This window comes from Rhizobium nepotum 39/7 (assembly GCF_000949865.1).
Taxonomy (GTDB): domain Bacteria; phylum Pseudomonadota; class Alphaproteobacteria; order Rhizobiales; family Rhizobiaceae; genus Agrobacterium; species Agrobacterium nepotum.
Genome location: NZ_JWJH01000001.1, coordinates 126,758 through 140,500, shown reverse-complemented (window position 1 = coordinate 140,500; position 13,743 = coordinate 126,758). Strand labels below are relative to the sequence as shown.

Below are 13,743 nucleotides of genomic sequence, written 5' to 3'. Positions count from 1 at the left end.
CCGGCGCGGCCCTTGCCGCGCCGCGCCGGATCGAAGGAGGACCCATCAATGTACAGACTTCTCGCGCCCGTCATGGGCATCATCGAGCTGCCTTTCGCCTTCTTGCAGAAAATGCTTGGGCATCGGCGCATCGCCTGGGTGTTCCTGACACCCAATCTCCTGTTGTTTGCGGTCTTCGCTTTTTTGCCGATCATTCTCAACATGGCTTATTCAGTGACCGGCAGCGAACATATCCTGCTGTCGGAGCGTCCATCCGTGGGCGGCGAAAACTTCTCGGTCCTTCTCTTGTGCCAGAACTATTTCGATCCCAATTCCTGTCAGCGCGATCTTTTCTGGCGCGCCGTCTGGAACACGCTTTTCTTCGTCGTGTTGCAGGTCGGGTTCATGGTGGGCTTCTCGCTGATTACGGCGGTCGTGCTCAACCGTGACATCAGGGCACGCGGTTTCTTCCGCGCCGTCTTCTTCTTCCCTGTGCTGCTTTCACCGGTGGTCGTGGCGCTGATATGGAAGTGGATACTTCAGCGTTTCGGCGTCCTGAACGCTGCGCTCGATTCCCTCGGCATCGGTTCGGTGGACTGGCTGCTGGAGGCCAACCTTGCCTTCGGCTGGTCGGTATTCCTGTCCGTCTGGGCGCATATGGGCTTTTATACGCTCATTCTTCTCGCCGGCCTTCAGGCCATTCCGCGCGATGTCTATGAGGCGGCGCAGCTGGACAAGGCAAGCCCGTGGCGGATTTTCCGCCGGATCACGATGCCGCTTCTCGCCCCAACCATGCTCGTGGTTCTTGTCCTGTCCCTCATCAAGGGCGTGCAGACCTTCGACGAGGTCTTTGCATTTACCGGCGGCGGTCCGGGTTCGGCGACCACCTTCATCATTCAATTCATCTATCAGACTGGTTTTGCCGGAACGCCGCGCAATTTCGGACTGGCCGCGGCCGCTTCGCTGCTGCTCGCCGTCGTTCTCGTGGTGTTGACCGCCCTGCAATTCCGGGCCAACAGGAGCAAAGTCGATGGCTAGGATTGGCGCATTTCTAACCCGCACGCGCGGCAGAAACGGCAAACTGCACTGGACCGACTGGCTGTCTTACGCCTATCTCGGCGTTGCCGTTCTGATGATGTTCGGCCCCGTCGTCTGGCTCGTCCTGTCGTCCTTCAAGACGGAAGCCGATCTTCAGCGGTTTCCGCCACGTCTGCTTCCCTACGCACAGGAAACGGTCGTCATCGACGGTCAAGCAGCACCTTTGCCGGCCTTCGTCGATAAGGAAGGCCGCAAGCTCGGCATGATCAGGCGCGTCGGGCTCATCGCCCAGGTGGTGGATCCGGCAAAGCCCGGCGAAGTCATGAAGATGGCGTTCAACGAGTTGCGTCCTGCCGAGAAGGTGGCGCTGGCGACGGAGAACTACACCGAACTCTTCCAGCGCTTCAACTTTCCGCTCTATTTCTGGAACTCGACCTTCATCACCGTGACGTCGACCGTCATCATGCTGATCGTCAACTCCATGGCAGCCTTCGCGCTGTCGAAATACAGTTTCAAGGGCAGAGGCGTGGTCCTGGCGCTTGTCGTTGGAACGTTGATGATCCCGCAGACCGTCGTGCTCGTGCCGCTTTTTCTCATCACCAGCCAGCTCGGCATGATCAACAGCCTGTGGGGCGTTATCATTCCAGGAGCGGCCACACCAACAGGGGTATTCCTGCTGCGCCAGTACATGCTGACCATTCCGGATGAAATCCTCGATGCGGCGCGCATGGACAAGGCCAGCGAATGGAAAATCTACTGGCGCATCATCCTGCCGCTTTCGGCGCCGGCGCTGGCGGTGCTGGCCATTCTCGCCGTCATGTGGCGCTGGAACGACTTCCTGTGGCCGCTGATCGTGCTGACGCGCAACGACAATTTCACGCTGCAACTGGCGCTCAACTCCTTCCAGGGAGAAATGGCGACGGAATGGAGCAACCTGCTGGCCATGACGGTGCTGACGCTTTTGCCCATCGCACTGGTCTTCATGTTCCTGCAAAAATACATCGCCACCGGCATCGCATCCACCGGCGGTAAATAATCCTCAAGGGAGGGAATAAGACAATGGCAAGTATAGAGCTTCGTCAGGTCAAAAAAACATATGGCGCCCTCGACGTCATCAAGGGTATCGACCTCGACATCAAGCACGGCGAGTTCTGTGTTTTCGTCGGCCCTTCCGGTTGCGGAAAATCGACACTGCTGCGCATGATCTCCGGTCTTGAGGAGCTGACCGGCGGCGATATCGTCATCGGCGGCGACGTGGTGAATGCGGTTCCAGCCGCCGATCGTGGGCTTGCGATGGTGTTCCAGTCCTATGCGCTCTACCCTCATATGACGGTTCGGGAAAACCTGTCCTTCGGCCTCGAAAACATCGGAACGCCGAAAAAAGACATCGTCGAGAAGGTTTCGCAGGTGGCCAAGATGCTGCAGATCGACCAGCTGCTCGAACGGCGGCCGAAGGATCTGTCGGGCGGCCAGCGCCAGCGCGTCGCGATCGGTCGCGCCGTCGTGCGCGAACCGCGAGTTTTCCTGTTTGACGAACCACTGTCGAACCTCGATGCGGAACTGCGCGTGGATATGCGTGGCGAAATTTCGAGCCTGCATCGCCGCCTCGGCAACACCATGATCTACGTGACCCACGATCAGGTCGAGGCCATGACCATGGCCGACAAGATCGCTGTGCTGCGCGCGGGAAAGCTCGAGCAGTTCGGCGTTCCTCTCGATCTCTATAATCGCCCGGCAAACCTCTTCGTTGCGGGCTTCATCGGTTCGCCGAAGATGAACTTCTTCGCCGGCGAAGTAGTAACGGACGGTGAGCCGTCCCTTAAAATCGCGACCGGCGAATTGATCCCGCTGCCGCAGAGCGGTTTTTCCTACGCGACCGGCCAGAAGGTCACACTCGGCGTCCGCCCCAACCATGTGCAACCCACACCTGATGGCGCGTTGACCATGTCCGTGCGCACGGCAGAGCAGCTTGGCGGGGAATCCTATCTCTATGGAAGCCTTGGTGACGGCAGCCATGTGACGCTGCATCTTTCGGGGCAGACCTCGACATCGGCCGGCGAAGTCATCCGTATGTCGGCGCCGCTGCAACACATCCATCTCTTCGATACGAAAAGCGGGCTGACGCTGAAGCAGGACTAAGCCTCCGTCGCCACGCGCCCCGAAAGCAGGACCATTGACATGACCGACAAAAAACTCCGTTCCGCCCGCTGGTTCGCGCCCGACGATCTGCGCAGTTTCGGCCACCGCTCGCGCATGATGCAGCTGGGCTATTCGGAGGAGGATTTTGGCGGCAAGCCCGTCATCGGCATTCTCAACACCTGGTCGGAGCTGAATACCTGTCACTCGCATTTTCCCGAACGCGTGAAGGATGTGAAACGTGGCGTCCTTCAGGCGGGCGGCTTCCCGGTCGAGATGCCGTCGCTTTCAGTCGATGAGAGTTTCACCAAGCCGACCTCGATGCTTTACCGCAACATGCTGGCGATGGAGGCGGAGGAAATGATCCGTTCTCATCCGCTTGACGGCGTGGTGCTGATGGGTGGTTGCGACAAGACGACGCCCGGCCTCGTCATGGGAGCGATCTCGGCCGGCGTGCCGATGATCTATCTGCCGGCCGGCCCGATGCTGCGCGGCAACTATGCCGGCAAGGTGCTGGGCTCCGGCTCGGACGCCTGGAAATACTGGGACGAGCGCCGCGCTGGCAATGTCAGCGATGAGGAATGGCGCGGCGTGCAGGGCGGCATTGCCCGCTCCGCCGGTGTTTGCATGACCATGGGCACCGCATCGACCATGACGGCGATCACGGATGCGCTCGGCCTCACCTTGCCGGGCGCTTCCTCCATTCCGGCGGTGGATGCCGAACACCAGCGCATGTCGGCCGCCTGCGGCCGGCGCATCGTGGAAATGGTGGCGGAAGACCTGACGCCGGATCGCATTCTCACCGCCCCCGCCGTGCGCAATGCCGCCATCGTCGCCATGGCGACCGGCTGCTCCACCAATGCCGTCGTGCATCTGATCGCCATGGCCCGCCGTGCCGGCGTGCCGCTGACGCTCGACGAACTGGACGAACTCGGCCGCGTCACGCCGCTCATCGCCAATGTTCGCCCCTCCGGCAAAGATTATCTGATGGAGGATTTTTATTATGCGGGCGGCCTGCGGGCACTGATGAAGCAGATCGAAAGCCGGCTGGACTGTTCCGTGCTCACCGTCACCGGCCGCAGCATGGGAGAAAATCTCGAAGGCGCGCGGGTCTATAATGACGACGTCATCCGTTCGCTGGACAATCCCGTTTACGCGGAGGGATCGCTTGCCGTCCTGCGCGGCAATCTCTGCCCGGATGGCGCGGTCATCAAACCCGCCGCCTGCGACCCGAAACTCCATGTCCATGAAGGCCCGGCGCTGGTCTTCGACAGCTATCCCGAGATGAAGGCGGCAATCGACGATGAAAATCTGGATGTGACGCCCGATCATGTTCTGGTTCTGCGCAATGCCGGTCCGCTGGGTGGCCCAGGCTTCCCCGAATGGGGCATGCTGCCCATCCCCAAGGCGCTGATCAAGAAGGGCCATCGCGACATGGTCCGCATCTCCGATGCCCGCATGTCCGGCACCTCTTACGGCGCCTGCGTTCTTCATGTTGCGCCGGAAAGCTTTGTCGGCGGGCCGCTCGCGCTCCTGAAGACCGGCGATATCGTGCGGCTCGATCTGCCGCAACGTCGTCTCGACATGCTGGTCAGCGAAGAGGAAATCGCACACCGCCGGGCCGCATGGCAGGCGCCGCCGCCACGTTACGAACGCGGTTACGGCTACATCTTCTCGAAACACGTTACCCAGGCGGATGCCGGATGCGATTTCGATTTTCTGCAGACCGATTTCGGCCGCACCGCCGGCGAACCGGACATATTCTGATACGAGAGCGCACAAAATGATGAAACGTTTGCTGATAACGGGCGCCGGCGGCAAGCTGGGCAACATGTTGCGCGGCAGGCTCGGCCACCTTGCCGAAGTCATCCGTCTTTCGGATGTCGTTGATATGGGCGCAGCGGCCGCGAATGAAGAGATCATCCGCTGCCCGCTGGAAGACGAGGCCGCTGTCCATGCGCTGGTGAAGGATTGCGACGGCATCGTCCATCTCGGCGGCATCTCCGTCGAAAAAGCTTACGATCCCATCGAGGCCGCCAATCTGCGCGGTGTCTATAATCTTTACGAGGCAGCAAGGCTCAACGGCTTGCCGCGCATCCTGTTCGCCTCCAGCAACCACACGATCGGATATTATCCGCAGGGTGAGCAGCTATCGCCGCAAACGCCGTTTCTGCCGGATGGCCTCTACGGCGTTTCAAAGATTTTCGGCGAGGCGATGGCGAGCCTCTACCATTCCAAGTTCGGACAGGAGACGGCCATCGTGCGCATCGGCTCCTGCGAGGAGAAGCCCAGCAACTGGCGCATGTTGTCCACCTGGCTCAGCCACGACGATCTGGTGTCCCTGGTGGAAGCCCTGTTTCGCGCGCCAAAACTCGGTTGCCCGGTCATCTGGGGCGTTTCCGCCAATGACGATAGCTGGTGGGATAATTCCCATGTCGATTTTCTCGGCTGGCGGCCGCGCGACAACGCCGCAAGCTTCCGGGGCGATATCGAACGTGACGTTCCACGCCCCGGCCCCGATGCCGCAATCGCGAAATACCAGGGCGGCGTTTTCATAGACGAGCCGATCCACAAAAACTGATGTGCAGACACTTACGTCATTCGAGGAGATTAAGATGAATACAGAAACCCGGGTAAAACTGATGACGGTTTCCGTCGCTACGCTCGCGACCGCACTATACAAGCGCGGCCTGCGAAACCAGGTCATTCAGGGTGTCCATCCGCTTGGCCACAAGGGCGAAAACATGGTCGGACCGGCCTTCACCCTGCGTTACATGCCCGCCCGCGAGGACCGCAACCAACTGGTGGAATTCCGCAACCCCGCGCATCCCCAGCGCGTCGCCATTGAAACCTGCCCGCCCGGCCATGTGCTGGTCATGGATAGCCGCAAAGACCCGAGCGCTGCATCTGCTGGCGATATTCTCATCACGCGCCTGATGGTGCGTGGTGCCGCCGGCGTGGTCACGGATGGCGGTTTCCGCGATGCGGCAACGATTGCGGAACTGGATATACCCGCCTACCACACCCGCCCGTCCAGCCCCACCAATCTCACGAAACACGAAGCAATTGAAATCAACGGCCCGATAGGCTGCGGCGACGCCCCGATCTTCCCCGGCGATATCATCGTCGGCGATGCGGATTGCGTCATTGTCATTCCCGCCGGAATTGCCGATGAAGTAGCAACGGAAGCGGTGGAAATGACCGCTTACGAAGATTTCGTCGTCGAACAGGTCAAGGGCGGCGCAACCATCATCGGCCTTTACCCCTGCACAAAGGACGAGCACCAGAAGGCATTCGCCATATGGCGCGAACAGAGAGACGGTTCGGGAAAATCGAACGGTTGAGATAAGCATCCTCTGCCATCGATGATCTGATGGAGAACTCCGCATGGGTGGTATCCGCCCATGCGGGCGAGTTCGTGGGCGTCCTCCGAACTGCGCCACCCACTGCGTATTCCACGCATGCGTCGCGGCTCTTCGGATGGCCCGCCATGCAACCAGCTACATCTCTCAGATTTGATGTCCATTTGACCCGTTCAGCAACTGATGCGCTGCAACGGGCGCGCAACGTCATTTTGTTCTGTGCCATGACGATATCCAACATCAAATGTTGCGATATCCGTCGTCTTCTTAAAGCATCTTGCCAGCGGTCGGTCGACGAGGTCCGGTTTGCGGCGAAATTTCGGATGCAGCGCTTTCTGCGCCACACCCCGCTTTGTGAGTGACGACGATGTCCAGTTTGAAAGCCCCCTTCTTCACCGACGATGCCGTCGCCAGTCCTTTTTGGTGGGATGAGGCCCGTCCGGATAAATCCAGCGCCGACGACATTTCCTCCTTCACTGAAGTCGCAATCATCGGTGGTGGTTTCACGGGTCTTAATGCGGCCCTTGTTCTGGCCAGGGCGGGCAAGCAGGTCGCTGTTTACGACGCTGATGCGCCGGGCTGGGGCGCTTCGTCGCGAAACGGTGGCTTCCTCGGGCCGGGATGGGCATTCTTCGACCCGGCATTGACCTACGGCACAGACATGGCCCGGCGGGTCGTTGAGGAGAGTTTTGAATCGCTGCAATATGTTAAGGACGTCGTCGCAAAGGAACAGATCGCGTGCGACCTCAAAGTAGTTGGATATTTCAAGGGAGCAATGACCCCACGTATCTACGACAGCCTGGGCAGCAACATAGAGCGTATTCGCAAAGTGCTGCCGTGCGACGCCTACATGGTTCCACGTTCAGAACAGCATAGGGAAGTCGGTTCCGATCTCTATCATGGCGGGGTGGCCATGCCTGGTTATGCCGGGCTTCATCCAGCAAAATATGTCAAAGGCCTGGCGGAAGCCGCCCAACGCCTCGGCGTACGCGTCTTCAGCAATGCCCGCGTAACCGATCTTCAGCAGCAAGGCGGTGCCTTTGCATTCAAGATCCTCGGTCGGGATGTCACGGCACGCCAAGTTCTGATAGCGACCAATGGTTATAGCGGCGGGCTGCTGCCGTATCTCAAGCGGCGCATCATCCCGGTAGGTAGCGGCTTGGTCGCGACGGAACGGCTGCCACCGGAGCTCATGAGCAAGCTGATGCCAAAACGGCAAATGCTTGCCGGCAGCCAGCGCGTCGTGACTTATTATCGCCCTTCACCAGATGGGACGCGCATCATACTGGGTGGACGCGTTCTCGACATGAGCGGGACGGTAAAAAGCAACACGGCAAACGCAACCTATCTTCGCAGCCTCCTTGTCAGAATCTTTCCGGAATTGGAGGCGCACAAAATCAGCCACTACTGGCACGGCCAATTGGGGTTCACCTTCGATCACTTTCCGCACGTCGACACCATTGACGGAATGTTTTTCGCCGGTGGTTACAATGGCACAGGCGTGGCGCGCTCCAGCTGGCTCGGTGGAAAAATCGCCAACAAAATGCTCGGTAATGACCAGGGCAAGACGGTGTACAGCGAACTCAGCTTCGAGACCCGCCCTTACTTCAACGGTAAGCCCTGGTTTCTTCCATTAGCCGTTTGGTATTATGGAATGCGGGACCGGTGGGACCAGAGGTGATCGCCCGGGCATCCCGTCTACGAAGACACAGCTGTTGAATTGGCACGGCGGAGGATTGGGCGCAGCCAGCCTGCCGCCGCTGCCGCCGATCAATCGAAGTAACCGAGCATCGATTTTACCTCCAGATATTCCGTCATCCCTTCAACGCCGTATTCGCGGCCATTGCCGGACTGCTTGAAACCACCGAAGGGTGCATGCGGATCCCATGCAGGATAATTGAGATGAACCTGCCCCGAGCGGATGCGGGAAGCGACATGCTTGACGGCCGTGATGTCGTTGCCCTGCACGTGGGCACCGAGACCGTAGACAGTGTTGTTGGCGATCGCGATGGCCTCATCGACACTGTCATACGGGAGGATGCAAAGGACCGGTCCGAATATTTCTTCCTCGGCGATCTTCATATCCGATCGAACGTCGGAAAAAATCGTCGGCTTCACGAAAAATCCTGATTCAAAGCCGTGGGGCCGGCCCACTCCCCCGGCGATCAGCTTTGCACCTTCTTCGATACCTGTACTTATCATCGTCTGAACCCGGTCGAACTGCGTCCGGTTGGCCATGGCGCCGTGGGTCGTGTCTGAAGCCAACGGATCTCCGACGACGATTTCCGCCGCAGCTCTTGCAGCGATCGCCTCGACTTTCGGCAACAGGGCGCGCGGCACGATCATGCGGGTCGGCGCACTACAGGATTGCCCCAGATTGCGAAAGGCGGCAGCGACGCCGAGTGGGACGGCTCGGTCGAGGTCAGCGTCGGGTAATATGACGTTAGGAGACTTGCCACCGAGCTCTTGCGCCACACGCTTGACGGTTGGGGCCGCAGCCTGCGCGACCAAAATACCGGCCCGGGTCGAGCCGGTGATCGAAACCATATCGACGTCCGGATGGGCCGACATGCGCTGGCCAACAACGGCACCATCGCCGTTCACCAGATTAAAAACACCAGCGGGAAAACCGGCTTCCTCGACAGCTTCGGCAAAAAGCAGCGCATCCAGCGGAGCGAGTTCGCTGGGCTTCAGAACGACGGTGCAGCCCGCAGCCAGTGCCGGAGCTACCTTTGCGGTGATCTGGTAAAGCGGCCAGTTCCATGGGGTGATCAGGGCGCAGACACCGATCGCCTCATGGGCGATGGCCGTATGTCCACGCTGCTTTACGAAGGGAAAGGAAAGGAGGACCTCACGGGCCGTCGCCACATGCGCGATTGCAAGCGGCACCTGCGCGCTGCGCGCATAACCGATCGCCGCCCCCATTTCCAGCGTCAGGCATTGCGCGAACATCTCGCTTCGTTTCTCGATGACCCTGCAGAGTTTCTCAAGCAAGTCAGCGCGATGTTGCGGAGTGGTAAGCGACCAGGAGGAAAATGCGCCACGGGCAGCGGCCACGGCAGCGTCGACATCCTGCGCATTCCCGAGGGCAATCTCAGCAATAACCTCCTCAGTCGCCGGGTTTGTGACGCGGCCTTTGCCGGTTCCCAAGGCAGGTTTCCATTTGCCGTCGATGAAGAAGTGGTCAAGTCTGTTGTTTCGGATCAGGTGTTGGAGAGGTGCGGTCATCGCAATAGATCCTTTATGTGGCAAATGCCGTCGAGAAGCGGCCGAAATCATGGGCGGATAGCCCCGATGGTGTTTTCGAAAACGCGCTACCAGCCGCGCAGCCGGCTCCAGCGCGCCTGGATCCACGGGCTCTCGCCTTTGACGACATTGTAGAAATCATGCTGCGCAGCCGTCGCGCATGCATGGTTGGGCAGGATACGAACCTTCGTGCCGATCGGTAATTCCGGCATGGCCTGCGCCGAACCCTGCCGCATCGCCAGAATGCCGTGTTCCTGGCTCGCCTGAACAACGATTAGATCCTCATAGACCTGACCACGCACATCGCACACGACGCCATATCCCTGATCAACCTTCTGACCGGACGTACCGCGGTCACGCGAAAGCGCCATCCAGCCAGCATCGATCAGAACCCAACCCTTTTCGGGCTTGGCGCCTATGACAGTAGCCAGCACCGAAATCGCCAGGTCATCAAGCGCACACACGCCAACGCCGTGCTGGACGAGATCGAAAAACATATAGACCCCGGCCCGCACCTCTGTGATGCCATCGAGGTTCTGCGCAAAATGCGCCGTCGGCGTTGAACCGACACTGACGATCGGACAGGCATGGCCCCGAGCACGCAATATTCCGGCCGCACGCACAGTCGCAGCCGTTTCGTTTTCGGCTGCGGCGATCAAGGCGTGTCGTGAATCAAGTGCGTAGGATTCGCCTGCATGGGACAGAACGCCAACCAGATCGGCGCCTGCGGCCGCAAGACGATCCGCGACCTCGATCAGCATCGGATCATCCGGCTTCAAGCCGCCGCGATGGTCATCGACATCAAGCTCGATGAAAGCGGAAGGGACGATACCGGCTGCTTTTCCAGCTGCTCCGAGCGCGTCCGCCTGTTCTACCGTATCGAGCAGGAACTTGAGGTTTGCGCCGGTACGGCGGCATAATTCAAGCCCCCTTTTGGCAGCGGCTGGGGAAACGCCAACGGCGTACGTAATGTCGAGAAACCCGTGATCGGCAAAATACTCCGCCTCGGCAAGGGTCGAGACCGTAATTGCCCCAGGTTGAGCGGGATAAATCCGACGAGCGACATCGATGCTCTTGGCGGTTTTCATATGAGGGCGCAAGGAAGCGCCGAGCCCCTTCACATGTTCGGCGAGCCGCTGAATGTTTCGCGCGAGCTTGGCTTCGTCGAGCAACAGCGACGGAGTAGGCACCGCATCGATTGGCATCGTGCCATCGACCAGCGCAGCATCAGTCCAAGTTCTATCCATCATCTTTCTCTCCTAGCTGAGCGACTGGTTTGCGACCGCGTACATATGAGCGGGGGAAACAGGTGCGGGTAAGCTTCCCCGAACCATGGACACGGCCTCGCCAACAGGCTGTAGACCGAAGCTGCACAGCCAGTCGCTCAAGCCGTCCTCGGCATAAACGTCGATTCGAACGAACTGGCCGCCGAGCTTGGCAAGATGTGCGCGGATCAGGCGCTTTGCGTCATCTGCATTGTTGGCGGCGACAGGTCCGATGACATAACCGCGACCGAATTTTCGCGCGATGGCATAACCGAGCAAATCGTCACCCTGAACGATTACGAGTGTGTCTCCGATATCGGCAAGCGCTGTTACCAGCTGTTGCCTGGGCATTCCGATTGCGCGCTCGTCGAAAGCTTGAATGGCTTTCAAGTCGTCGCCGGTGGCAGGACGAATGTCTTCGTGAAACTCAGTATCCGGTGCAACCGTCAAAACAGCTTGATGCTGTAGGATCTTGTCCCAAGGCGAAAACCCACGTCGTTGATAAAGCGGCAACCCCTCTTCCGTCGCATTGAGCAGGATGTCTCGATCCTGCGTCGCTTCCAGCAATGCATTAAAAAGGCGAGAGCCTTGACCGCCGCCCTGGACCCTGGCGGTCACGATGATCATTCCAGCGGTGGCATGATGTGCGCCGTAGCACCACCATAGTGCCGTACCGACAACTTCGCCGGCCTGTTCAAGTACGAAACCATCCCCCAAACTGGCGGCAAACTCCCAGTCTTCGAAACGGTACGGCCAAGAAAATTCTTGGGAGAGTTTCAATGCGCCTGCGAGGTGACGAGGCTCAAGCCTGGAGAGGCTGATATCGCCGTTACGGATGATTTTGTCATTGTCGCTGATGGGCATTTTTCAGGCGTCTCTGTTTTTCGAGAGGACTTCCAAGTCTTCGCCAGTATCTTCGAAAAAATCGAGTTTTCCTGCCGTATTGCGTGCCTAATTCAGCGATTTCATGCGTTCTGAGCCGCCAATCGGCACCTCCTGTGACAAAATCAGTGCGATGAATGACACTTGTGCTTCGATCTTCGTCGAGGAGGAGCGGCAACGCCCTGCCGCTTGTCGAAAGTGTTTGCGAACGCACAAGAGCCACAGTCCGAAAGCAGGAGACAATTGCATGATTTATATCAGCGAGGAGGAGTCTGCGGCCCTTGTTACACACGAACTCGCCTATGCGGCGGTCCGGTCCGCGCTCGTGGCGGTCATCGGCGAAGAGGCCCGGATTTTTCCCGCCGTGCTTGGACGCGCCGCCACAGCGACCAATACGTTTTCGATAAAATCCGGCTCCGCGCCACATTTGACGGGTGTGAAAGTGGGATCCTTCTGGGCGAAAAATCCCGAGCGTGGCCTTCCACGTCATAATTCGACGATCTTGTTGCTGGACCAGGATATCGGCCGCCTGAGGGCCGTCGTCGAAGCCGGAACGGTCAACGCCTATAGAACGGCTGCCGCCGACGCGGTGGCGGCTGATCTTCTTGCCCGCACCGATGCTGGCACGCTTGCTATATTCGGCGCAGGAAATCAGGCTTTCTTTGAGGTAGCCGCGCTGTCACGCGTCCGCCCGATCGAAAAAGTCTATATTGCTGCACGCCCCTCGGCGCGCCAGAAAGCATTCGCAGAGAAGATCGAAGCCACAGGTCTTCGCGTTGCGATTGTTTCGGCCGAGGAAGCGGTTTCGTCAGCGGATATTATCGTCACCGCGACCCCTGCACGCGAGCCACTGTTCAATGCGGACTGGGTACGCCCCGGAACCCATATTGCAAGCATGGGTTCAGACGCTCCCGGCAAGCGGGAACTTCCGACAGAGCTGTTTTTCAAAGCCGATCTCTTCTGTGATTTACCAGCGCAATCGGTGACGATAGGCGACTTCCAGCATATCCGCGAGCAGGTGTCAGCCGGTGATCTTGTCATTACGCCAATTGGCGCGGTTATCGAAAATCAGGTGGCCGGCCGCAGATCCGCCGACGCCATCACGGTGTTCGACAGTTCCGGCATAGCTCTTCAGGATCTTTTTATTGCCGATGCGCTTATCAAAGCTCGGGGACTTTGACGTCCGGCTGGTGCGAGAAACGCAGACGGTTAAAAGCGCCTCGGGGATAATGCGGATTGGCATAGTCTGTCGGCGAGGTAAAGACCACGCATTCCGAGGTCCTCTGTGGCGGACATCCGCCGGTTCAACCTCCAAACAGGTCGTTGAGAGGAAGATGATGTTTGACGAACGACGATTTCATCACGACGAAGCTAAAGTACTTGTCGATGCCGATATCTGCATCGAGCAGCCCTTCCATCAACTCCTGGTAATCACCGATGGTGGCGGTAACGAATTTGATCAGGTAATCATAGCCGCCTGACATCAGATGGCACTCAATTGCTTGCTCGATTTTCTCGATCGCCTGCTGGAACCGGGAGAAGTCGTTTTGACGGTGGTTACTGAGCGTGACTTCTGTGAAGATCGTCACGGTCGGGCCTAGTTTTGCCAGATCTATTTGCGCCGAATAACCGGAAATATAGCCTAACTGCTGTAGCCTTTTGACGCGTACGAGGCACGGACTGGGCGACAGATGTACGAGATCCGATAGCTCTACATTCGTGAGCCTGCCATTGTGTTGCAACTCATGCAGAATCCGGATGTCGATACGATCAAGCTTCACGTCCATCTCCCTTTCGACGCCTGCATTCGGCCGGTTTCGTCAAGGCCATGCCGC

Annotated in this window: 12 protein-coding genes; 8 read left to right on the top strand and 4 right to left on the bottom strand. The window is 58.9% G+C overall.

Annotated features, from left to right (window positions below; all coding sequences use genetic code 11):
• Positions 1 to 48 precede the first annotated feature (48 nt).
• From RS75_RS00600 to RS75_RS00570, 7 genes are all read left to right on the top strand, one after another.
• A complete protein-coding gene (locus RS75_RS00600) occupies positions 49 to 1,017 on the top strand; it encodes a carbohydrate ABC transporter permease (protein ID WP_045016347.1) in 969 nt (322 codons plus the stop codon).
• Positions 1,010 to 2,053 (top strand): carbohydrate ABC transporter permease, encoded by a 1,044-nt coding sequence (locus RS75_RS00595; protein ID WP_045016345.1) that lies wholly within the window; start codon positions 1,010 to 1,012, stop codon positions 2,051 to 2,053. The genes RS75_RS00600 and RS75_RS00595 overlap by 8 nt, the downstream gene beginning before the upstream one ends.
• Positions 2,054 to 2,076: 23 nt before the next feature.
• Complete coding sequence (locus tag RS75_RS00590) at positions 2,077 to 3,156, top strand: ABC transporter ATP-binding protein (protein WP_045016343.1); 1,080 nt, start codon at positions 2,077 to 2,079, stop codon at positions 3,154 to 3,156.
• A 39-nt stretch (positions 3,157 to 3,195) separates the two neighbouring features.
• Positions 3,196 to 4,920, top strand: a complete 1,725-nt coding sequence (gene araD, locus RS75_RS00585) for an L-arabinonate dehydratase (protein ID WP_045016341.1) — start codon at positions 3,196 to 3,198, stop codon at positions 4,918 to 4,920.
• A gap of 16 nt (positions 4,921 to 4,936) precedes the next feature.
• A complete protein-coding gene (locus RS75_RS00580; protein WP_045016339.1) occupies positions 4,937 to 5,734 on the top strand; it encodes an NAD-dependent epimerase/dehydratase family protein in 798 nt (265 codons plus the stop codon).
• 34 nt (positions 5,735 to 5,768) lie between these two features.
• Entirely contained in the window at positions 5,769 to 6,497 is a 729-nt protein-coding gene (locus RS75_RS00575; protein WP_045016337.1) for a ribonuclease activity regulator RraA, read from the top strand.
• 385 nt (positions 6,498 to 6,882) lie between these two features.
• Complete coding sequence (locus tag RS75_RS00570; protein ID WP_045016335.1) at positions 6,883 to 8,196, top strand: NAD(P)/FAD-dependent oxidoreductase; 1,314 nt, start codon at positions 6,883 to 6,885, stop codon at positions 8,194 to 8,196.
• 89 nt (positions 8,197 to 8,285) lie between these two features.
• On the opposite strand, the gene RS75_RS00565 is transcribed toward RS75_RS00570, so the two are convergent.
• The 3 genes from RS75_RS00565 to RS75_RS00555 form a co-directional block, all read right to left on the bottom strand.
• Complete coding sequence (locus RS75_RS00565; protein WP_045016333.1) at positions 8,286 to 9,743, bottom strand: aldehyde dehydrogenase family protein; 1,458 nt, start codon at positions 9,741 to 9,743, stop codon at positions 8,286 to 8,288.
• Between the two features lie 86 nt (positions 9,744 to 9,829).
• Entirely contained in the window at positions 9,830 to 11,008 is a 1,179-nt protein-coding gene (locus RS75_RS00560) for an alanine racemase (protein ID WP_084686327.1), read from the bottom strand.
• A gap of 12 nt (positions 11,009 to 11,020) precedes the next feature.
• Positions 11,021 to 11,890, bottom strand: a complete 870-nt coding sequence (locus RS75_RS00555; RefSeq protein WP_045016329.1) for a GNAT family N-acetyltransferase — start codon at positions 11,888 to 11,890, stop codon at positions 11,021 to 11,023.
• Between the two features lie 265 nt (positions 11,891 to 12,155).
• Here RS75_RS00555 and RS75_RS00550 point away from each other — a divergent pair, with 265 nt between their 5' ends.
• A complete protein-coding gene (locus tag RS75_RS00550; RefSeq protein ID WP_045016327.1) occupies positions 12,156 to 13,088 on the top strand; it encodes an ornithine cyclodeaminase family protein in 933 nt (310 codons plus the stop codon).
• 124 nt (positions 13,089 to 13,212) lie between these two features.
• Here the strand turns inward: RS75_RS00550 and RS75_RS00545 are convergent, their stop codons facing one another.
• The gene (locus RS75_RS00545) at positions 13,213 to 13,689 is read right to left on the bottom strand and encodes an Lrp/AsnC family transcriptional regulator (protein ID WP_045016681.1); all 477 of its coding nucleotides are present in this window, start codon (positions 13,687 to 13,689) and stop codon (positions 13,213 to 13,215) included.
• Positions 13,690 to 13,743 lie beyond the last annotated feature (54 nt).